General features: G+C 62.5%; 15 protein-coding genes. 5 read left to right on the forward strand and 10 right to left on the reverse strand.

Annotated elements, in window-relative coordinates; genetic code table 11:
* Nucleotides 1-2: 2 nt before the first annotated feature.
* Nucleotides 3-1,109, forward strand: a complete 1,107-nt coding sequence (locus tag UNPA324_RS22935; protein WP_141936047.1) for an acyltransferase family protein — start codon at nt 3-5, stop codon at nt 1,107-1,109.
* Complete coding sequence (locus tag UNPA324_RS22940) at nt 1,106-2,197, forward strand: acyltransferase family protein (protein WP_141936049.1); 1,092 nt, start codon at nt 1,106-1,108, stop codon at nt 2,195-2,197. The genes UNPA324_RS22935 and UNPA324_RS22940 overlap by 4 nt, the downstream gene beginning before the upstream one ends.
* Nucleotides 2,198-2,215: 18 nt before the next feature.
* Here the strand turns inward: UNPA324_RS22940 and UNPA324_RS22945 are convergent, their stop codons facing one another.
* A complete protein-coding gene (locus tag UNPA324_RS22945; protein WP_246667202.1) occupies nt 2,216-3,313 on the reverse strand; it encodes a glycosyltransferase family 4 protein in 1,098 nt (365 codons plus the stop codon).
* Nucleotides 3,314-3,603: 290 nt separating this feature from the next.
* Between UNPA324_RS22945 and UNPA324_RS22950 the strand changes: the two genes are divergently transcribed.
* Together UNPA324_RS22950 and UNPA324_RS22955 are read left to right on the forward strand one after the other, a co-directional pair.
* Nucleotides 3,604-5,061: a lipopolysaccharide biosynthesis protein gene (locus UNPA324_RS22950; RefSeq protein ID WP_128916526.1), complete on the forward strand. Its 1,458-nt coding sequence runs from the start codon at nt 3,604-3,606 to the stop codon at nt 5,059-5,061.
* A 19-nt stretch (nt 5,062-5,080) separates the two neighbouring features.
* Entirely contained in the window at nt 5,081-6,442 is a 1,362-nt protein-coding gene (locus UNPA324_RS22955) for a polysaccharide pyruvyl transferase family protein (RefSeq protein WP_245508866.1), read from the forward strand.
* 27 nt (nt 6,443-6,469) lie between these two features.
* Here UNPA324_RS22955 and UNPA324_RS22960 read toward each other — a convergent pair whose 3' ends face one another.
* From UNPA324_RS22960 to UNPA324_RS22990, 7 genes are all read right to left on the reverse strand, one after another.
* Nucleotides 6,470-7,594, reverse strand: coding sequence for an acyltransferase family protein (locus UNPA324_RS22960; RefSeq protein ID WP_128916528.1), 1,125 nt, complete (start codon nt 7,592-7,594; stop codon nt 6,470-6,472).
* Between the two features lie 255 nt (nt 7,595-7,849).
* Nucleotides 7,850-11,758 (reverse strand): RHS repeat protein, encoded by a 3,909-nt coding sequence (locus UNPA324_RS22965; RefSeq protein WP_141936053.1) that lies wholly within the window; start codon nt 11,756-11,758, stop codon nt 7,850-7,852.
* 519 nt (nt 11,759-12,277) lie between these two features.
* A complete protein-coding gene (locus UNPA324_RS22970) occupies nt 12,278-13,669 on the reverse strand; it encodes a hypothetical protein (protein WP_141936055.1) in 1,392 nt (463 codons plus the stop codon).
* Nucleotides 13,666-14,943: a glycosyltransferase family 4 protein gene (locus UNPA324_RS22975; RefSeq protein WP_141936058.1), complete on the reverse strand. Its 1,278-nt coding sequence runs from the start codon at nt 14,941-14,943 to the stop codon at nt 13,666-13,668. Before UNPA324_RS22975 ends, UNPA324_RS22970 begins: the two co-directional genes overlap by 4 nt.
* 30 nt (nt 14,944-14,973) lie before the next feature.
* On the reverse strand, nt 14,974-16,311 hold the full coding sequence (locus tag UNPA324_RS22980) for a hypothetical protein (RefSeq protein ID WP_128916532.1): 1,338 nt from the start codon (nt 16,309-16,311) through the stop codon (nt 14,974-14,976).
* Complete coding sequence (locus tag UNPA324_RS22985; RefSeq protein WP_246667203.1) at nt 16,311-17,492, reverse strand: glycosyltransferase; 1,182 nt, start codon at nt 17,490-17,492, stop codon at nt 16,311-16,313. Before UNPA324_RS22985 ends, UNPA324_RS22980 begins: the two co-directional genes overlap by 1 nt.
* Nucleotides 17,493-17,710: 218 nt before the next feature.
* On the reverse strand, nt 17,711-18,814 hold the full coding sequence (locus tag UNPA324_RS22990; RefSeq protein ID WP_141936059.1) for a glycosyltransferase family 4 protein: 1,104 nt from the start codon (nt 18,812-18,814) through the stop codon (nt 17,711-17,713).
* Nucleotides 18,815-19,001: 187 nt separating this feature from the next.
* Between UNPA324_RS22990 and UNPA324_RS22995 the strand changes: the two genes are divergently transcribed.
* Complete coding sequence (locus tag UNPA324_RS22995) at nt 19,002-19,877, forward strand: aldose 1-epimerase family protein (RefSeq protein WP_141936061.1); 876 nt, start codon at nt 19,002-19,004, stop codon at nt 19,875-19,877.
* Nucleotides 19,878-19,926: 49 nt separating this feature from the next.
* Here the strand turns inward: UNPA324_RS22995 and UNPA324_RS23000 are convergent, their stop codons facing one another.
* Together UNPA324_RS23000 and UNPA324_RS23005 are read right to left on the reverse strand one after the other, a co-directional pair.
* Nucleotides 19,927-20,775: an MBL fold metallo-hydrolase gene (locus tag UNPA324_RS23000; protein ID WP_141936063.1), complete on the reverse strand. Its 849-nt coding sequence runs from the start codon at nt 20,773-20,775 to the stop codon at nt 19,927-19,929.
* 87 nt (nt 20,776-20,862) lie between these two features.
* Nucleotides 20,863-22,005, reverse strand: coding sequence for an acyltransferase family protein (locus UNPA324_RS23005; protein WP_246667204.1), 1,143 nt, complete (start codon nt 22,003-22,005; stop codon nt 20,863-20,865).
* Nucleotides 22,006-22,273 lie beyond the last annotated feature (268 nt).

The following is a 22,273-nucleotide window of genomic DNA, read 5'->3' on the forward strand; positions in this document are numbered from 1 at the left end:
CGATGCATAAACGGCTCGCATTCATCGATACGCTGCGCGGTATTGCCGTGTTGTCGGTCCTGGTCCAGCATGTCTTCGAGATCATCGTCGAAAAGCACCCGACAGGTGCCTATTACTGGCCGATCCACGACGTGTTCGGCTACTACATGAATTTCGGCCGGTTCGGCGTGGTGCTGTTCTTCTTCGTCAGCGGCTTCGTCATTCCGTTCAGCTTCCCGAACAGCGCCACGCCCATGCGGGACTTCGCGATCAGCCGCTTCTTCCGGCTCTATCCGGCCTACTGGACCTCGCTCGTGGTCGGGCTCGTGACGATGCAGCTGCTGGAGTCGAAGGTCTATCCGCTCGGACAGGTCGCTGCGAACGTGACGATGTTGCAGACCTTCGTGAACGTACCGAACCTCTGGGTGTTCTACTGGACGCTGGCGATCGAGCTGCTGTTCTACGTCGGATGCACCATTCTGTTCGCGATGGGGCTGCTGAACCAGCGGTTCACGGCAGTGACGATTGTCGTTGCGGCCGCGCTGGTCGGAACCACCGCTGCACTCCTGGTGGAGAGCAGGACCGTTTCCTCCGTGATGGAAGTCGGGCTCAACCTGTCGGCGATGTTCCTGGGCAAGATCATCCGCGACACCGTCATCGGCGGAAAATTGCGATGGACTCACGTGGCGGTCTGTACGCTGCTGTATGCGGTCTTTGCCGCCACACTGTCCGACCGGCGGTTCGGGGGCGTGTATCACGAGAATTTCTTTTACAGCTATTCGATCGGATCGGCCTATGTCTGCGCGGCGCTGGTCTTCATCGGCTTTGCCGTCTTCGGCGAGAGAATGGCGTGGCGCCCGATGGCGTTCGTCGGCGTGATCAGCTATTCGATCTACCTGATGTCGCCGTTCGTGATCGTCTTCATTCATCGCCTCGTCTGGTTCGGCGACGGGCCGCTTGGATGGTCGATCTTCATGGTCTTGATCCTGGCGTTGTCGGTTCTTGTCAGCTGGATGACGTACGCATTCATCGAGAAGCCCTGCATTTCGTTCGGGCAGAGGTTCCGCTCTGCGCGGCGAAAGGCCGTCGTTCTCGAGCCTGCGCTCAGCACCCAGGGAGCCGCAGAGTGACCCAGCTTCCGCACCAGCCGGGCGGAGCCTACGACGGATCGTTCGTTCCGTCGGTCCAGGGGCTCCGCGGCATTGCGGCGCTGAGCGTGCTGATGGATCATTTCTACGACATGCCGAAGGGCGGCATGTACGACATTCCGGATCCCGGCTTCCTGCCGCCGCTCTGGCCCTGGCTACAATCGGTGATCAATGTCGGCGGGCATGGCGTCGAGCTGTTCTTCATGATCAGCGGCTTTCTGATCCCGGCGAGCCTGGTACGGCACGGGTCGCTGCCGCGGTTCTTTTTCGATCGCGTCCTGCGCATCATGCCGGTATTCGTCGTCCTGCATCTCGCGCTGTTCGCGATAGGTCCGATCGTCGCTTACAAGTTCTTCCGCGGGATCGATCTACCGAGCTATCTCGCCATCTTCACTGCCAATCTGTTTTTCGTGCAGGATGCGCTCGGCCTGCCCATTGCCCAGCAGAATGCCTGGACGCTGACCTATGAGTGGGCCTTCTACATCTGGTTTGCAGCCACGTTTTCAATGCTGCGCATCGGCGGCAAGCTGCTGGCCGCGCCCCTGATCCTGCTGGGCATCGCCTGTCTAATGCATTGGCCGATCACGGCCTTCTTCTGCATTGGCATGCTCTTCAGCGCAACCGGCTTTCGCATTGCGATTCCGGGGCGTCTCGGCTTGATCGCGGGGCTTGCTTGCGGAGCGGCGATGTATGCGAGCCTGGTGCTGTTCCACCCGTTCGTGGGGCTGCTTCCCGGCTTCCTGCTGTTCGGCATGGTGCTTGCCCCGGGGTCGGGCCTGGGCAAGGCTCTGAGCGCGCCGGCCCTGCAATATGTCGGCAAGATCAGCTACAGCCTCTATCTCGTGCATCCTTTCGTGCTCTTCCCCTTGCAGGTGATCGGCCTGAAGTTGGTCGCCGTCGGCGTCGACCGCTGGCTGCTGTGGACCGCCTTCATCGCGCTCGGGCTGGTGATGTCGTTGGTCGCGAGCGCAATCAGCTATGAGCTGATCGAGGTGAGGCTGAGGCGCCTGTTGGACGGAGCGATCCGCGGCATGTTCTTTCGACCGCTGAAGATCGGGCAATCGATCTGAGAGACCGCGTGCCCGCGGTCAGCTCACGGTACGACCGGCGAGCTTCTGATAGGACCCCAGCAATTGCTCGGCGATCCGGTCCCAGTTCAAAATGCCGGCCGCGGTTTGCCGTGCGCCATCAGTTAATGTCGCGGCAAGAGGCTTCGAGGTCAGCACGCGTTCGAGCGCAACGGCCAGCGCAGCAGCGTCGCCCGGAGGAACAAGCAGCCCGTTGACGCCGTCTGTCACGACATCGGGAATGCCGCCGGTGGCGCTGGCAACGACGGGACGAGAATTGCCGTATGCGGAGGCGAGCACGCCGCTCTGCGTTGCATCCTTATAGGGCAGGGCGACCACGGTGGCGGATTGAAACAGCCGCCCGGTATCCGCAGGCGAAATGTAGGCGTTGATGGTCTTGACCGTCGGCATCGCCTCCATTCGCGCGCCGAGCCGCGTCATCTCGGGGCCGCGGCCGGCGACGATCGCTTCATGTGGCACGCCGCGCCGGGCCAACATGTCGATCGCGTCGACGAAGACGTCCAGGCCCTTGTAGGCCCACATCCGTCCAAAAAACAGGATGCGTGCGGTGTCGGGCGCGGTGATCGCACCCGTCGCTGGCGGAACCATGAGCACGCCGTGCATGCTGGAAACCGTTTGCCCCTTGAAGTCAGGCGAAGCGCGGCAAAAATCGGCAATGCAGCTTTCGCCATGCGTTGTGACGACCGATGCAGCCGCGCGCATGCGTTCGCGCCAGGCATCTTCACGTGGCGAGGTGCCGGAGCCGCCTTCCGAATGCGGAATCGCATCGTGAACGGTCAACACGAGCGGAATGCCGAGCGGACGAAGGAGCTGGATCAGCTTGGACGTGTAGATCTCCGGAACTTCGTGACAATGAATCACGTCCGGACGAAACGAAATTATGTCGAGGAACGAGGCCGGGATGCCGATCGCGCCGCCGCGGCGCAGGCTCAGGTCGCGAATGCGTGTCTCGAAGGGAGCTGCCACGGCGATATCGGCCAGTTCCCATTGCTGATTAGCGTCTTTGCGGTTGAGCACGAGCCGGACGTCGCAATGGTGAGCCAATCCCGAGGCGAGCCGATAGGAATATTCTGCAAAATGCGGTGCGTAGATCGCCACGCGCAAACGCTTGGAGCTACGGAGAGAACGCGGAGCGGGCGAATTCATCAAGGCATCCATTTTGCATCACATCGCAAAGGTTGATTGGAGTGTAGTCCACGATTTGAACTCACTTCCACTCTAAATCGGAATCGTGACGGCACTCATCTGATTGCCATCACTCCGTCGTAATGTCGCGAGCAATCACTGCTCCGCTGTGATCGGAGATGGTGACGGTGCGGCAGCATCGCGTGTCACGTCGTCTAGTCTGCGATTGTGATTGGATCTGTCGGAATTGGGTCGAATTGTTGATGAACGTCATTCAGGGCAAACAACATCAGGTCGTGGTGGCGTTGTTTTGGTCGCTCGCACAGAATTGGGGCGGCCGCGCGTTGTCGTTCGTGCTGTTCCTGGTGCTGGCGCGGCTGCTCAATCCCGCCGATTTCGGCCTTGCCGCGCTGGTCGCCTTCATCCTGCTGCTCTTGAGCTCGATCGCGGAATTCGGCTTCGGCGATGCGTTGATCCAGCGGCGGACGCTCGAGGCCGCCGACGTGACGCTGCCCTTTTTCTGCTCGTTTGCAGCCTCTGTGCTCCTGGCCGTCCTGATTGCGCTGCTTGCGAGGCATATCGAGCATTGGCTTGGCGTGAAGGGGCTCGCGCCGCTGCTCGCCGCGGCCAGTCTCTCGCTTCCGATCGGGACCGCAACTCTGTTCCAGGAAGCGCTCTACAAGCGCAAGATGGATTTTCGCGTGCTTGCGCTCAGGACCATGGTGGCAACCGCCGTGTCCGGCGTGGTGGGCATCGCTTGCGCTTATGCCGGGTTTGGCGCCCTGAGCCTCGTGATCCAGGTGGTCGTTCAGAGCGCGATCAGCGGCTTGTGGCTTTGGAGCCAACCGCGATGGCTGCCGATGCGCGGCCACGATATGAAGAGCTTTCGCGAGCTCTCGGGCTACAGCATCCACGTCGTGCTGAACAGGCTGCTGGACTTCGCCATCGTGCGGACGATCGACATGATCATCTTGTCGCTCTACGGCGTTGCGGCCCTCGGCATCTACACGGTCGGTGCGCGGGTCTACATCATCCTGATGCAGCTGCTCACCCAGGCGGTCATGGACGTCGCGCTGAGCGCATTGTCCAAGATCGCGCACGAGCGGGACCGTATCGCCGGCGCGTATCTGCGCAGCGTCAGCCTCGGCGCGCTGATCGGATCTCCGGTCTTCGTGCTGCTCGCGGCGATCGCGCCGGAATTCTCCCTGCTGCTGTTCGGCGCCAAGTGGGGCGGCAGCGAAGCGGTGATGCGGCCGTTGATGCTGATTGGCGCGGTCCAGACCGTGCAGTTCGTCAACAGCGCCTATTTTGGCGCTCTGGGCAAGCCGAACTACGTCTTCCTGCTCAATATTCTGAAGTTCTGCACGGTCGTGCCGGCCATGTTCCTGCTGCCCTCGCGCGACATAGGCCAACTGGCCACGATCTTCGCGTTCTCCCAGCTCGTGGTGACTCCCGTGACGTTCGCGCTGGCGCTCCGGCTGCTGGGCTTGAGCTGGAGCCAGTTTCTGCGCCCCATTGCGGGCTGCCTTTGTGCCATCGTCCTGGCTTACGGCGCGGTCGTGCTGTGCCGCGAGGCGACGCCGGGCATGAACCCCTATTTGCGGATTGGACTGCTGTCGTCCTGTTTTGGAGCGACCTACCTGACGGGCCTTCTGCTGTTCTGGCGGAAGCAGGCCCTGTCCCTGATTGATTTCGTCGTGAAGCGCGGTGCGACCGCTTGATGAAGACGAGGAGGATGTCGTGAAGCAATTGATCCCCGTGCCCGTACGCAGGCAGCTCCGAGGCTGGCTCAACAGCGCGAAGAATACGCCGTTGGCGCTCGATCTGCTCGAGCTGCGCAGGTGGCAGATCGCCCGGAAGGATATCGGCGTCAACGTCGCGCCGCGCAACAATCCGCGTCGGCTCGTCGTGCTTCCTTCCGATCCCTGGAGCGTCCATCAGTCGCGCGGCGATGAGGCCATGATCGAAGCGGCCACCGGGGAGATGAAGCGGGCCTATCCGAACCTCGAGGTCTACATCATTACCGCGACCCCAGCGGCCAGCGCGGACGTCCGCGCGATGGGCTTCAAGCCGCTCGAACTCTGGAGACAGCCGTTCTCCTACGAGACGGTGGCGCAGGAGTTGTCGCTCACCAGGCCGGACTTCGGGTTGGTTCTCGGGGCCGACGTGCTCGACGGCTATTATTCGCCGGTGGATGCCGCGCGCATGCTGCTGGTTGCCGATCTGATGGCTGCGTTCGGCGCCAAGGTCAGCGTGCTCGGCTTCAGCTTCAACTCCCACCCGGCGAAGGCGCTGCGCGAGGTGTTCCGACTGCTGGATCCGGACGTGGTCCTGAACCTGCGCGATGCGATGTCTCTTCAGCGGTTCGACGATTTCGCCCGGAAGCGCGCCCATCTCGTCACCGATGCGGCGTTCATGTTGACGCCGCGGGCCGATACCGCCGCCGTGAAGCAGATCGCGGCTACGATCGCGCGACAGCGCGAGCAGGGTCGCAAGGTCTTCGTCTTCAACATTCATCCGATGTTGTTCAAGCGGCCGGAGCCGGCCAAGCTGCGGCAAATGATAGACCTCGCGGCGGGTGCCATGGAGCGGCTGTCTCGCGAGCACAATGCGAGCTGGGTGTTGCTGGCGCACGACTACCGTCCCGAGATCGCCGACGACAATTGCCTTCGACCGCTGGCCGACCGCCTCAAGCCCGCGCTCGGCGATCGTGTGCATCACGTCGATCAGGCGCTGTCGGCTGGCGAGATCAAGGCCGTCGTCGGTCTGGTCGACGGCGTGATCACCGGCCGCATGCATCTGGCGATTGCGGCGCTCGGGCAGGGAACGCCCGTCGCAGCGATTACCTACCAGGACAAATTCCAGGGCCTGTTCGCGCATTTCGGCGTCAGCGAGCAGCTGCTGCTGTCGCCGTCGCAATTCCTGGTCGGTGACAGCTTTGAGAAGTTCCTGCTGCACTTCCTCGGTGCGTACGACTCCGTCGGCCAGCAGGTCCGCCAGGCGCTGCCGGGAGTCATGGAATTGTCCCGCGCCAACATCGCACCTCTGCTGGGCGAGAGTGCCATGCGGATGGTGCCGGCGGCCGACGGTAAGGTCGCCTGAACGTCCCTCACGTCATCGGCAGGGCAGTCAGTTGACTGCCCGCTCGGTGTTGTCGAAACGCATGGATGCCTCGGCGCTGGCCGTCTGGACCTTGCGCGAGGAGGGAGAGGTGTCGGCCCAGCGATTGATCAGGCGCCGCGCGGGATTTTCGAAATAGGCGTAGGTGCGGTCCGCGATGACGGTGAGGACCGCGCAGCACGCCAGGGCGAACAGGCCGAACTGATCAGGGCGCAGTCCGAGCCAGGTCCATAGCGGCTTGAACACGGCAATGAGAACGGCATCGTGCAGCATGTAGATCGCATATGAGGTGTTGCCGAGCCGACCGAGCAGGCGCGCGCCCGGAAACTCCTTGAAGGCGCTTTCGCCGACCGCCGTGAGCAGGATGGCGCAGGAGAACAGCAGGATGGCGAGGTCGGGCTTGGCGAAGACGTTGAGGACCAGCACGGAAAGGCCGAACACGCCGATGCCGGCGAAGATCATCCGCTTATTCCGGTAGGGATGCGACATCCGGAACAGAATGGCGAGCAGGATTCCATTCAGGAAGCTCGGCAGTGCGCGGAGCATTCCGTAATCGAAATTGGCGCCATACATCTGCGACCGCTCCTGCCAGATCGGCAGATGGCCGTGGGCAAGGACCAGATAGAGCGCCGCCACGATGGCGCCGAGCATGATCGGCTGGACCTTGCGCGCGAACAGCATCAGCAGCGGAAATATCAGGTAGCAGAAGAATTCCGCGCTGATCGACCAGGACGGCGAGTTGAAGCTGAGGTGATCGGTGACGCCCCAGGCCTGGAGCAGCAGGATGTTGTACAGGAAGTCCAGCGGGGTCGAGCGGGCCGTGCGCTCCAGCCCGACGCCGATGAGCACCACGAAGATGAGCAGGCTCAAGAGGTGCAGTGGATAGATCCGCGCAATGCGCCGGATCATGAAGCGGGAATAGGCAGCCACGCCACGCGCGTCGGACGGGTAGGAGTACGAGATCACGAAGCCGGACAGGATGAAGAACATGTCCACGAACAGGCCATAGGACCCGTTCCACGCCGGAGAGATCCCCGTGTCGATCAGCTTCAGGTGGAAGATGAAGACCCCGAGCGCGGCGACGAAGCGGTAGAAGTCGAGAACGACGAAACGTCTTGCTTCACTGGCTTGCATCGGGCCTCGGAGTCCTTGCGCGGTTCGTCTGAGTGTCTAGCGGCGAATTGTGACGCAAGTTCGCTGAGCGCGTTGACCGATGCGGCGCAATCGCGGCAGCTCGTCCGAATTCATGGGGGCTATCCAATTGCGGATGGCGGCCGGCACGCTGCTTATCGATCAGGCAGGCGCCCAACAAACGACGGGGCCGGAACCCTGTATGGTCCCGGCCCCCGAAGCGGTGCTGATGCCCGTCCGGGCTCTCATTCGCCGCGCTCAGACGAACACGAAGTCGTGGCTCGTCAGGCTGGAGACATAGACGTTCTTCAGTAGGATCGAGTCGGTGGCGGAGAACGTGATGAGCGCGTTCGTGCCGGACTGCGTGACTTGCAAGTGACTATAGTCCGCGGCCAGCAGTTTCGAGATCTGGACCACGTCGTGAGTCGTACCATCGCCGGCCTGGAAGTTGAGGATCTGGTCTTGGCCGTGGTCGTAGGCGACGGTGGTCGAGTCCGGTGCAGCCGAGAACACGTCGTTGACCGCCCCGCCGTGGATCGTTACGCCGCTGGCGACGGCCGTGACGTTGTGGGTGCCGTCGGTCTTGGTCTGATCGAAGAATTGCAGCGCGTTGGCGGAGTTGTAGTTCTCGTGCTGCGTGGTGCCGGTCTGTCCGTTGAAGTTGAACAGGAAGACGTCCTTCGAGCCGTCGGTGTTGTTGGCGATCTCCTGGGTCTTGGTGCCGACGCTGTCGTAGATGTCGGTCAGCTTGCTGCCGTCGTCGTGGATGACCTGGGTATAGTCCAGAGTGCCGTCGGCGTGGGTCCGGGTGAGTTCGACCATCTTGCCCGAGGCATCGAGGTGCTGATGCTGGGTGGTGTAGGACTGCCCGGTGACGTTGTAGTTCCAGTTGTCCGACGTGCCATCGGCATTCTTGATATAGGCGGCGGTCTTCACGCCGCCGGTATAGACGGTCGTGGAGTTGTAACCATCGATCTTGGTCGTCACCTCGCTGGTGATGACGCCGCTCGCATCGTACCAGTCGGAGGTCTTGGTGCCGTCGGCGCTCTGCACCAGCGTGAAGGCCAGGCTGTTGTCGGCGTGGGTGCGAACGATATCGGTGAGGAAGCCGGTCGAATCGTAGCTGTCGTGCTCGTTCGTGTAGGTCTGGCCGACGACGTTGAACTGGAAGACGTCCTTCGACCCGTCGGCGTGGTAGTCGGTCTCGGTCTTCTTGACGCCCGACGCATCGTAGTTGGTGACCACGCTGCTGCCGTCGCTGTTGATGACCTGGGTGTAGTCGAACGAGTTGTCCGCATGCCAGCGGATCACCTCGGTCGTCTGGCCTGTTGGGTCGAGGTGCTGATACTGCGTGGTGTAGCTCTGACCGGTGATGTTGTAGCTGTAATTGTCGTGGCTCTGGTCGGCATTGGTGATATAGGCCGCCGTCTTCACGCCATTGGTGTACACCGTGGTCGAGCTGTAGCCGGTCGGCTTCTGGAACACCTCGCTGGTGAGGACGCCGCTGGCATCGTACCAGTCGGTCGTCTTGGTGCCGTCGGCGCTCTGCACCAGCTGGAACGCCATGCTGCCGTCGGCATGCTCGCGAATCAGCGTGGTGAGGAATCCGGTCGCATCGTAGATGTCGTGCTCGGTCGTGTAGGTCTGGCCGGTGATGTTGAAGAGGAAGACGTCCTTGCTGCCATCGGCATGGAAGTCGGCTTCCTTGGTTCGCGTCCCCGCAGCATCGTAGTTGGTGACGACGCTGCTGCCGTCGGCGTTGATGACCTGGGTATAGTCGAGCGTGCCATCGGCATGCTTGCGGGTCACGGCCGTGACCTTGCCGGAGGGATCGACGTGCTGGATCAGCGTGGTGTAGCTCTGGCCGGTGATGCCAAAGGCGTAATTGTCCTGGCTGCCGTCGGCATTCTTGATATAGGTATTGGTCTTGACGCCGTTGCTGTAGACGGTGGTCGAGGTGGTGCCGTCCGCTTTCTGGATCACCTCGCTGGTCAGGCTGCCGGCGGCATTGTACCAGTCGGTCGTCTTGGTGCCGTCGGTCGTCTGAGCGAGCTTGAAGGCGAGACTGCCGTCGCTGTGCAGACGCGTCAGGCCGGTGAGGAAGCCGGTGGTGTTGTAGACGTCGTGCTCGGTCGTGTAGGTCTGCCCCGTGATGTTGTAGGTCCAGACATCCTTGCTGTGATCGGCATGATAGGCAGTCTCGACCAGCTTGACGCCTGTGGCGCTATAGGTGGTGATCACGCTGCTGCCGTCGCTGTTGTAGACCTGCGTCGAGTCCAGCGAGCCGTCGGCATGGCTGCGGGTCACCGAGGTGACCTTCCCCGAGGCGTCGAGATGCTGAACCTGCGTGGTGAAGCTCTTGCCCGTGATGCCGTAGGTGTAATTGTCCTGCGAGCCGTCGGCATTCTTGACGTAGGCGGCGGTCTTCACGCCGCTCGAGTAGAGCGTGGTGGAGTAATAGCCGTCGGACTTCTGGACGACTTCGCTCAGAAGGGTTCCGGCCGTGTTGTAGGTGTCGGTGGTTGTGGTTCCGTCGGTGCCGACATGAACGAATTTCGTCTTCACACCGCCGGTGTAGCTGATCAGGTCCTTGGAGCCGTCGGTGTAGGCCACGGTGGTCGAGGTCGGCTGCCCGCTCGAATTCAGGCCGGTATCCGATTTCGACAGAAGCGTTCCGCTGGAATTATAGGTCTTCGTGCTGCTCCAGGTCGAGGTCGAGTTCGTCACCGAGAACGAGTAGCCGCCCTGGATCTTGGAGAGGGCGCTGCCGTAATGGGCAATGATGTAGTCCATGGTCGCCTTCGAGGCGACCGGCAGGACGTGCGAGTCGGTCAACGTGATGGTCTGCAGTGCCGTGGACTCGCTCAGGTCGGACAGTTGCGGCACGATCTCGGCAGCCGTGCCCGTGATGCTGGTCCTTGTGTCCGGCGGAGTCGAAGTGGTCGGGGGCGCGTCGATCTCGATGATCAGCGGGTGGTCGCTGACCGGAATCGTGATCGAGCTGACGTCGGTGTAGCTGGCGATCGCCGTGGTTCCGGTCAGGGTATCGTACACCTTCACCGAATGATGCACGGCGCCGAGGTTCACGGTGACCGTCTGGGCCGTATTTGACACCTCGGTATCGGTGGAATCGTTCCAGAGCTTCGGCTCCGCCCACACGACGAGCTCGTAGGCGCCGTTGCTCTTGCCGAGCACCATGCTATTGCCGGTAGCCGGCATGTTGCTCAGGGTGTAGTTCAACGGATTAGTCGGCTGCAGGCCCCCGGTGCCATCGTCGGCCAGAATGGTCGTCAGGTTGTGAATGGCGGTGGCGGCGAGCTTCGGCGTCCCGTCGGAATTGAACAGTCCGAAATTGGCCTCGGGATTGGTATTGCTGGCAGACGAGTCGCGGTCGAGCAGTTCGTAGAGATAGGTGGCGCTGACGCTCGCCTTGTAGGCATCGACCAGGGTATTCAGGATCGACTTGGCCTGCACGGTTTCGTCGACGCCGAGATATTGGGTGTTGGCTTGCGTGGTGTAGCCGGTCTCGGTGATGACGACGGGCTTGCCGGGTGCCGCGGTCATCACGGCGCTCAGCGTTGCCGAGATTGAGCTGCTGGTCGTCAGGCTGGTGCTGACATAGGCATGGGCGTTGGCGTAGTCGACCGAGCCCGACATGTTGCCGAGCTGGCTGTAGCCTTGCGGATCGTTGTAGGCCAGTGACAGATTGTAGACGGGAATGCTGGCGAGCGCGGCGTCGGCATTGACGGCCTGATAGAGCGCGCTCTGGAACTGAGCCGCGGCTGTGAGGCTCGAGCTGCCATTGTAGCTGAAGGGCTGGTGATTGGCCTCGTTGAGCCCTTCGATGGCGCTGATGCTGCCCGGATGGCTCGCCACGAACTTCTCGAGCGATACGATGTAGTTCTGCAGTCCGGTTGTGCCCGTCTGGGGCAGGGCGGACGACACCAGGAAGTCGAATTTGTAGCCGGCAGCGGCCAGACCATCGACGACGGGTTGCGCAGCCGGGCTGGTTCCCATCGCGTCGCGGAGATGGCTGACGCCGAGATACTTGAGGTCATCGACCATCAGCGCGAGATCGTTGTAGCCGGTCCACCCGAAGCCGGCGTGCGTGTTGACGCCAATGGAGTTGATGAAGCCGCTGGCGGACAAGATGGTTTGATCGGACATTGCACACTCGATTTCAGCGCGAACGAAATTGCTCGCAGGATTTGCGTTCAAGCTTCTCTATCGAGTGTGAATTTCAGATAAAAATCGAAGCTACAAATCGCGAGCGAAACGAGGTTCCTTGTGGAGGAACAGACAGACTTGCTCGGCTGCTGCAGCAGAATATGAATGCGATGCCGGTTCAGCGTGGCGCGAGGAAGGCGCTTTCAAGATTTTCTCGATTTTCACTGCTGAATGTATGCGCAGGCGGCGCGAAAGATTTCATATGACGGTGTTGGGAAGGGACGACGCGGCTCGCTTGTCCGCGGTTCGGAGTATCTTCGTCGACTGCCTTCGCACAGCTCACTCTCTTTTCCTGCACGAGAAGTTCGCAGATGCCGCTTCCATGGGCGGTTAAAGTATAGGATTTACGCGCATTAGTTGTAGATGCTCAGAGAGGGTGCAGGCGCTCGCTGCTGATGAATGCGACAGTCCGGTTCCGTATCGGAACCGGAGCTGCGTCGCAGACCGTCGGTGCGAGAATCAGCCGCGGCGGGCCAGCATCAGAAAGTCGCCGCGCCATCCGACGAGCGCGGTTGCAATCGCGGCGATCGCGATCTTGCCGGCGAGCCATGTCGCGGGCTCCGTCGGTATCGAGCCGAGCGATCCGATCAGGATTGCGGCCACCCCGGCCTGCATGACCAGCGGCCAGCGCGGGAACGCCTCAAACCGCAGGGTCGGACCGAGTGCGACCAGGATCGTCGCGAGCGTGGCGACCGCAGCGCAGCCGACCGCCCCTCGCGGCGACAGGCCGGCCGACACCGCGACCAGGGAGAAGGACACAACGATGGTGAGCTGGCCGGCCGCGACGAGGACGAGCCTGGTCGCCAGCTTCTCGAGGTGGGGGACGACCGCGATCGTCGCCTGCAAATGGGTGTGCAGGAAATAGAAGGCGGCGACAATTGGCGCCGTCTCGAGAAAGCCAGCCAGGCTCGCCTGCGGCACCAGGATACGGGCTGCATCTGGAATGAATCCAATCAGACCGCCAAGCAGCACGAGGGTCGTGCAGATCATGAATTCGAACATCCGCCGCGCAGACTGCACCGATTTTGCGCTGCCTCCGTGTTCGAAGTCGTTGACCACCTCCGGATAGCTCACGGTGTGGATCGCCGCATTGAGGACCCAGAAGGGACGTTGCAGGAGGTCGAGCGCAATCGAAAAGCCGGCGCCGGCGCCCGTCGCGCCCAGCCGGCCGAGGACGATGACACGGAGCAGCACCGGTACCGACAAATGGATGACGGACGCGCCCGCCGCGAGCATGCCGTAGCGGGAGAAGTCCTTCCAGTCGGCCAGCATCGCCTGCAAGGACACGCGCTCCATCGGCGTGCGATATGCGACGAGGCCGGCGAGGAGGCCCAGGGCGTGCCCCGACGCGATGCCGAGCAGCGCCGCTTCGGCCGTTCCCGAGATCACGCCTCCCGCGGCGGCACCGGCCAGAAGGGCGGTGGCCCGCAGCGCGAGAAGGAAGGAGGCAATGCCGAGCCGGTCGGACAGACGGACCGACAGGAAATAGAGGTCCGTCAGGCCCTGAAGGACGGAGATGCTCAGGCCCAACGCGATGATCCCCGTCGGGAGCGCGCTGGCCAGAGACGCGCAGCTCCCGACCACGACGAGCGCGGCCGCGCTCGACAGGCCGGCTGCAAGGAGAGACCACCTCAGCCGGGCCGCCTCGGTCTCCCGGGCTGCCGCCAGAAAGCGCAATCCAGCCAGCTGCAGCCATTCGAACATCAGGACGCAGAGCAATTGGCTCGAGGCCAGTGCGAGGGAAAAGTTGGTGTAGTCGGCGGCGGGCAGCAGATGACTGATCGCGAAGATCAGGATGATCGCCGCGGCGCTCTGATAGACGTAGCCCGCCATCGCGAAGAGGCGTGTCATCGCGGAATGAGGCGCTCCTTACCGACGATCGCCGCTCCCTGTGGCGCTTCGGCCGTTGCCGCGCGCACGTGTGACATCCGCTGCTCGCGCAATTGTTCATACAGATTCTTGTATGAAGACAGCACGTCGGAGAAGATCCACTTGTTGGTATCGGCGATCAGGCGCCTGCTGATCTCGTCGATCTTGTACGGATCGGCTGCGACCGCGAGCATGCTCCTGGCCAGGGATTGCGGATCGGCTTCGGTCAGCCAGCCCGTCACGCCGTGCTCGATGACCTCAGGCATTCCGCCAAAGCGCGTTCCGAGCAGCGGCCTGCCGGCCGCCTTGGCGTCCGCGACGACCAGTGGACCGGGATCATGCCAGATGGAGGGCGCGACCACCACGTCGACCTGCTTGTAGAAATCGTCCGGCGCGACGAAGCCCATGAACTCTATTCGCGCATCCGGCGCGAGCGTCCTGAGGCGTCGTTGCTCCTCGTCGCTGACCCGGCCGGCGATCAACATACGGATGCGATCCCGGGGCAGCAGAGCCAGAGCCCGCATCAGGTTGTCGATGCCTTTTTCCTCCGTGAGGCGGCCGATGAATCCGAACGTCACCTCCGTGGTGCAGATGGGGCGGGGATAGGGCGCATGCGGCGGTTCGGTCGAGGCATTGCGGATCACGGTGCGGATCGGCGTCTCCGCGAACATGCCCATGTCGGTATGAATGGACAGGACGCGCTCGCTCACGCCCACCACGGCGCTGAGCCAATGCGTGGCGCGCTTGCGATGAAAGGTCAGAATTCCGCAGCTCGTGCAGGTGTGCTCGCAGGATCGTCCGTTGTCGAAGCGGGAGCAGCGCGGGCAGGTCAGATAATAGTCGTGAAGCGTATGCAGCACGGGAACGCCGAGCTGGGCGGCAACGCGCCAGATCGCGGTGGTGAGACCCGACAAATTGTTGGAGTGCAGCACGTCCGGCTTGAAGGCCCGGATGCGTTCCGCGATCAGGGGAGCCTCCATCTGCCAGTCGTCGATCGCGTGCCAAATGCTGCGCAACGCGACGTTCTTCTGCTCGGTGAAGGGTAGATAGATGTTCTGCACGGGCGCGGAATAGACGTTGATGCCGTCGCAGGCTTCCGGAGCCTGCCCGGGTGTGGATGCGGCCCGGATCACCTCCACCTCGTCACCGCGTTGCACCAGGCCTTCGGCAAAACGACGGGCGAAGATCTCCGCGCCGCCGACGATCTTGGGAGCCTGAGGCGTCGGATAAAGCGTGGACGTCAAAAGAACTTTCATCGCGTCAACCTCATGTCTGCAAAATCGGCTTTACCGCGCCGGCCTTATCTCCAGGGCGGGAACGGCACTGTCATTGGCTGCAATCAGAACAGGTGTGCTCGAGACGGGGATCCAGACCCCGGAGGCAGGCTTTGCCGCCTGGTCGCACGGCATCGCAAAGGTTGCGCCTTGCTGATCGCCCTTGAGCCGAATTTCGTAGCGCCGGTCCGGAGCCTCGGACCAGACCGCAATTCTGCCGCCAGACGTCGTTGATGCATTGATCGACACGACGCCGCTGGCGAGCTCGCGACGCTCTGCACTCCGGCTGGAGCGAATAAAGGCCCAGGCGCCCTGAGCCGCGCAGGCGACCGGTTTCGGCGTATTGTCGAAACGATAGAGTCCGAAATTGTGCTCCAGCTCCGATGGATTCTGTCCACTGTCCTTGAGCTCATAGAGCCACATGCCCTTGAGCCAGCGGGCCGCGGTCGACGCCCACAGGATCAGCTGCGCCGTATTGTCGGCCTGGGCCTGCTCACTGACGCCGCATTTGTTGGTCGCCGTGGTCCAGCCCGTCTCGGTGACATAGATCGGGAAGTCGGGGTTTCCGCTCGCCTGGCCGACGAGGCGGTGAAACGCCGTGAGTCGGTCGATGATCTCGGCCGAGGTGCGTTTGCTCGGGCCCATGCAGAAATTGTAGAGATGGATCGAAGCGCCGTCGGCATATTGAAGGATGCCGGTTCGCAGCATCTTCTCCGTCCATGTCCAGCCCGGATCGTCGCCGAGCGCGCCGACCAGGAACGGCGCATTCGGTGCAACCCGCTTGACCGCCGGCCTCGCGACTTGCGCCAGCGCCAGATAATTCTCCGGCGAGAACGCCGCATCTTTCTTCGCCGCCAGGTTCCATTCGTTCCAGAGTTCGAAGAGCGGATGCTGCGGCAAGACCGATTGCGCCGCCGCCGCCGCATAATCGGCGAACCGCTGCCGCGCCTCATCGGTCGTCGGCGGCGAGGAATTCGGAACCAGATGATGACCGAACGCAAGGATCAGAAGTGGGCGCGCGACGCCGGACCTGACTTGCGCTTCGAGCCTGCCGAGCCTGGGCGTGAACCCCATCCGGCGTCCCCCCACCTCGAAATCGGACCAGGGAAAATCATCGCGGAAGGCGTTGAGGCCGAGCTGCTTGATCTGGGCGATGTTCTCCGAAGGCACGTATCCGCGCGTGCTGACCGGGCCGCCCAGTCCCTGATGCGTGCCGACCCCCAGCAGGAATCGGGCATCGAGCGGTTTCGGCTGCTGCGCACAGACGGAGACCGGCAAGAAAATGGATGCGATGAGGCTCGCGAGGCGGACACTGTCGCGAACCAAGGTGCGTGGGAGGTGCGGAGCCATCAGAAATTCTTGGAGAGATCCGATTGCAGTCCCGCCTTCGCCTCGACCGGTATCCGGTCGTTCTGCAGCAGCTCGACATAGACCTGCTGCAACTGCCCATGCGTCTTCTGAACGTCATACAGCTGCTTGAACCGGTCGTAGCCGCGCTGTCCCAATACCCTGAGATCGAAATCGAGCGCCCGCCGAAAACCGTCCACGAGCGGCTGAACGGCGACGGGCTCGCAAAGCACGCCGGTGACGCCGTCGACGACGATCTCGGGCAATGCCCCGCTGCGGAACGCTAGGATGGGTTTTGCTGCGCGCATCGCTTCCAGCGCAACGAGGCCGAAGGCTTCCCATCGTGACGGGATCACGACGAGATCGGCGGCCTCGAGCTGGGTCTCGATGGTCGGGCGGTCGAGCCAGCCCAGCAGGGATACGTTGGACGGTACGCTCGGGCCTTCGTACTTGTTGACGACGGAGGCGCCGATCATCCGGATATCAAGCACGTCTTCGAGCGTTCGCGCCGCCTCGATCAGGAGATCAAAGCCCTTCTGACGGTCAAGGCGTCCGATGAAGAGAACCTTGACCTTCTTGGACGTCCAGTCCGCCGCGACGGGCTGCGGCGAGCGCGTCTTCGAGATGCCGTTATGGACCAGCGTGAGCCGGTCGGCGGGAATTCCCGCGCGGACCGCTTCGTTGAACTCATCGCCGGAGATGCAGATGATCCGGTCCGACGTCCGTGCGAGAAGGTTCTCCGCCGCCTTCGTCACCACGTGACTGAGGCGGCCGGTCTCGCGCGAAAACGCCCAGCCGTGCGGACAATAGACGACGCGCGGTCCGTCCGAGCGGGCCGCGAGCGCTGGGCGGAGCACGAGGCCAGCGAAGGAGGAATGCAGGTGCACGACATCAGGACGGAAGGCATCCAGGGCCCGCATGCTCGCGCGCAGCATCTGGAATAATCCGGCGACGCCGCGGCGGGGCCGCTCGAACGTCGTGATCTGATCGTCATCGATCCCGGGGAGATCGCGACGATGATCCGAAGGCACGACGTAATGCACGCTATCCGCGCCGAAGCTTGCCTGTTGCTGTGGATGCAACTCGTTCAGGTAGCTCGCAATCCCGCCTCGAATCGTCTCGGCGACGTGCAGCACTTTGATCGGTTGCCTTGCAAAGGGCTGCGTCGGAGATCCGGACATCATGTATCCTTGGTCTGAGCTTCGCTGATACCGGCACAGTTCCTCGAATACGTAGCGATATTGGGGCAGCGATGTGGTGATGTTGCGCCCGTGCCTTTGCGGCACGAATGTCATGCGAAAGAAAACATTTCGTGGAACAATGCGAAGGCACGCGAGTTGCAGCCGGTTGCAAATTGTTTGCGCGAGAACCGATGCGCGCGATAAGCGAAGTGCCTTGAACTTCAAGCAGCGCTGGCAACCCTTGCCGGCGGCGCGAGATGGTCGAGCAATGACTTAGCCGACTTTTGCCACGAATAAAACGCAACGCGTTCCTGCTGCCGTCGCCGTTCCTGATCCGAGATTGCGCCGGCTGCCAATCTTTCGAGCATGAGTTGTTTCAATGCTTCGGCATCGCTGGCGTCAAAATACGCAGCGGCGTCACCGCACGTCTCCACGACCGCATCGGCCGTCGAGGCGATGACCGGGCAACCGAAGATCATGGCTTCGAGCGGCGGCACGCCAAAACCTTCATAGAGCGAGGGAAACACGAATGCCGATGCATGCGCATAGAGAGCGGCAATCTCGCTGTCCGTCAGTCGTCCGGCCAGCAGCAGGCCGGAAACCCCCTCGCCCGAATTGTCCTGAAAGACCTTGCTGTTATCTCCTCCGACGATGACCAGCGGAACGTCGGCTCGATCGAGCAACTGGACGGCACGGATCGCCACGGAAAGATTCTTGTTCTTGGTCTTCGAGCCGACGAAGAGGAAGAACTTCTGCGGCTGAACGTCCAGTCTGGCGAGAATGCCGGGATCGGGCTTCGTCGCCGCGAAGTGTTCGGCGCTGTTGGGAAATACCGGAATGCGCGGTGCCGATAGATTTAGCACTTGGGAAAGTTCTCGGCGGGAAAAGGCCGACACCGTTGCGATGGCAGCGTGGCGGGCGAGCAGTCGCCCCATCGTCCGATGGACGGTCAGATATTGCCAGTTGAAGAAATCGGGCCTGCGAAAGACCTGAGCGTCGTGGATCACGACAATGTGGTCGCGATGGAAGACGGGACCGGCATTGGCCAGGCTGATCAGGCGTCCCCCTGCAGCGGCGCGCGCCAGATCGATTTGGTCCCAGGCGTGGCCACGCAAGGAGCCGACGGCGCGAATCTTGATCCGCTTGAGATCGAGGCTCTCGCTTGCATCACTTGGCGTCAGCAATTGCCAATCCGCGTTCCGCAGCGAGACAGGCGTTTGCTCCCACGCCAGGAGCGTGTCGATCGCCTTGACCATTTCGGCGGCATAGCGCTGAACGCCGGTGAGCTTTTGCGACAGAAAGCGGCCGTTGATGAAGAACTTCAATTGGCTACCATAGGGGTTCCTCGGCCTTCAGGCCGGATATGGCTCGGAGGCAGGTGGTGGACGCGCACCACAGGAGCAATCGTAAGGTACAGAAATATGACGCAGCTCACTGCCCGACGCCAAAACCCTCCGATTGCACGAGGGGAGCCGCCTTGCTGCGTGTGGGGGCGCGGTGTAGATGTCGGCCATGAGTGACGATACCCACACTCTCCGCAGCGGCGGATTGACCACCACCATCAAGGCGCACGGCGCCGAGCTGTGCTCGTTGAAGGACGGCACCACCGAATTCGTCTGGCAGGCGGGGCCGGAATGGCTGCGCCATGCGCCGTTGCTGTTTCCGATCGTCGGGCGCCTCGCCAGGGACGAATTGCGGCATCGGGGCAAGACCTACCGGATGACCCAGCACGGCTTTGCGCGCGACAACCGCTTTGCGTGGACAGAACGCGGCGAGCACCGCTGCACGCTGGTGCTCGAAGACAGCGAGACGACGCGTGCGCTCTATCCGTTCGCGTTCCGGCTGGCCGCAATCTATACGCTCGATGATGCCGGTCTGGATCTGACGCTCGTGATCGCCAACACCGGCAAGGAGACATTGCCGGCTTCGATCGGCGGTCATCCCGCATTCAACTGGCCGCTCCAGCCGGGACTGGCCAAGGAGAGCTATTCGCTGACCTTTGCGAGTGCCGAATCGTCTCCCGTCCGTCGTCTCGATGGCGGATTGCTACGCGCGGCCACAGAGCCGAGCCCGGTCAAAGGTGCGGTGCTCCCCTTGTCCGAAGCCCTGTTCACCGACGACGCCGTCATTTTCGACCGGATCGCGAGCAACGCGGTCCGCTATGCCGCGCCCACCGGCCCCTGGCTCAAGATGTCCTGGCGCGGCTTTCGCGAACTCGGCGTCTGGTCCAAGCCATCTGGCGCGCCGTTTCTCTGCATCGAGCCCTGGCACGGTTATGCCAGTCCAGCCGGATTCGACGGCGAGTTCAGCGACAAGCCCGGCCTGATGCACATTGCACCAGGCACGGAAGAGCGCTTGTCGTTCCGGATCGAGGTCGGATCGTCCTGACGCCGGAAGGCCTTCCGCGCACATCCCGTTGCTTGTTGAGCGACGGCTTTCAGACTTCGATCCGCGTGAGATCCTCACCGATCACGACAGGGCCCGAATAGTCCTGCCTGACGTCTTCAAGGAGTGCGTTCAGCATGGCATCGTCGGTGCGGGGCCGGTGATGGGTCAGCGCGAGCTTCTTGACGCCGGCCTTGGCCGCCACCTTGCCGACGGTGTCGCCGCAGGCGATCGTGAATTTCGCAAGGCGGCGAAGATGCTCGTTGTTGATCTCCGGCGTTGCGAGGAAACAGCACTGGACGAGCAGGTCGGCTCCCTGTGCCAGCCGCTCGAGCCCGGGGCAGGGGACCGTGTCGCCGGAAATTGCAATGATCTTGCCGTCCGCCTCGAAGCGGTAGCCGAGACACATCCACCGCGCGAGGAAGGCCGGCTGCATGTCGAGACCATCGCCATGCGAGACCAGCTCGGCGCTGATCTTCCAGCGTCCGGTGTCGAGAATGGGACCGGGTATGATGTCCGTTGCAACGACAGGCTTCCAGCCGCCAAACGTCGGCTCGCCCTGATCTCGCCAGGCGATGTCCTTGTCGTAGACCTGCGTGACCAGCGCGTTGACGAGCCGCTCGGTATCCGGCGGTCCATAGACGCGCAACGCGTCCTTGCGTCCGTGCATCCACGAATTCAGCATCACATCGTAGAGGTCGCCGATGTGGTCGAAGTGATGGTGCGTGAGAAAGACCGTGTTGATGGCGCCGAGCGGAACGCCGGCCTTGCTGAGCTGCACCACGACGCCCCGGCCTGCGTCGAACAGGATATTCTCGTCACCGAGCCTGATCAGCGTGGTCGTCGCCATGCGGCGCGGGTCCGGGCGCGGGCCGCCGGTGCCGAGCAGTATGACCTCCATGGTGCCCACTCCAGTGTGAAGAGTCTTCACAGTAGATTCGAAGGCGGCCATGAAGCAAGCCGTCGGCCGGCAGGGTCGGGCGGCCGGTCAGCTTATGACCACCGCAGTGGCGGCGATGGCCGGCCGGAGACTTGACCGGTCCGATCCCGCCATTGTCAGGCGATGCGCCAGGTCGTGCGCGCGCCGTTCGACCAGATGCCATGTCGCGCGTGCGACGAGATAGCTCAGCGTGGCGGTGACGACATAGGCGATGAGCAGCGAGATCAGCCCGTCCGCGAGCGGCCAGATCTGACGTAGGCCATAGATCACCGCGAAGTGCGACAGGTACATCGAATAGGAATTGCGGCCGAGCGCCTCGATCGGTTGGAAGCGGATGGCAAGCTTGATGCAACCCGCAACCAGCGCCCCGAGCACGAGATTGATCATGAGGTAGTTGAATTCGTGTGAGCCGGTCGCGCGGTCGGCGGCGAAGGACAGCGCGATGAAGGCGACATAGATCGCACCGTCGGATCTGGTGAAGCCGTCGCGCAGCGCAAAGAACAGCGCGCATCCGACCAGGAAGACTGGGAGCTGGTTCAGGAAGCTGAGATGTAGCGTGGTCCAGACAAATCCCTCGTGGCCCGGGCCGTAATAGGCCGAGAACAGCGCGAAGGCCCACGGCTTGAACAGGCAGACATTGACGAGATGCAGCACGATCGCCAGCGCGAGATAGAGATGACGGCGCGACCCGAACGCGGTGATCAGAAGCGGGAAGACGAGATAGAAGGTCATCTCCGCTGCGATCGACCAGTCGCCAGGCACCACGCTGTTGACGCTGTCCGGCCAGAAGCCGTGCAGGAACGTCGCGGTCAGGACCACTTGAACCGGCCCGATGCCGGCAGGTGCATTGTCGCTCGGCCCGGTGCCGTTAATGGCGAGGTAGACGGGGATCGCGAGCCAGAACAGCGGGGCGATGCGAAGGAAGCGCCGGATATAGAACTTGCCGGTCGGATTCGTCTCGCCGCTACGCTGCGTCCACATCAGGCACATCGTCATGGCGCTGACGAAGTAGAACACGTTGACGCCGGTCCAGCCGCACATGAAGGCGTAGTCGACGGCGTGGATATTCGATGGAAAAGACTGCGAAACGTGGATCGCCATGACGCCGGCGATGGCGAGGCCGCGCAGGACGTCGAGGGTGTGCGAACGAGCCAACGGCACTGTGCCTTGCTCGGTTCGACCGGCAGCCAATCGGGCCCGCTCCTGCATCACGCCTGCTCCGTGGTTCTCATCGTGCAGGCCTGACAATAGAGGGGCAGGTGGGCTTTCCGAAGCCGAAGGCTTTCTTTACGTTAACCGGCGGCTGAGCCCTGGGCCGAATGTGCGGAATCGGTTGCCACGGTCGGCGCAGGGCTGCCTGCCGGAGCCATCTCTGCGCATTTGATGCGCAGAATGAGAATTGTGGGCCAATTCATACTTAATGCTCCAAGACCATGAGCAATATTGTTTGTGCGTCACA

It is taken from the genome of Bradyrhizobium sp. UNPA324, assembly GCF_006658635.1.
GTDB classification, from domain to species: Bacteria; Pseudomonadota; Alphaproteobacteria; order Rhizobiales; family Xanthobacteraceae; genus Bradyrhizobium; species Bradyrhizobium nanningense.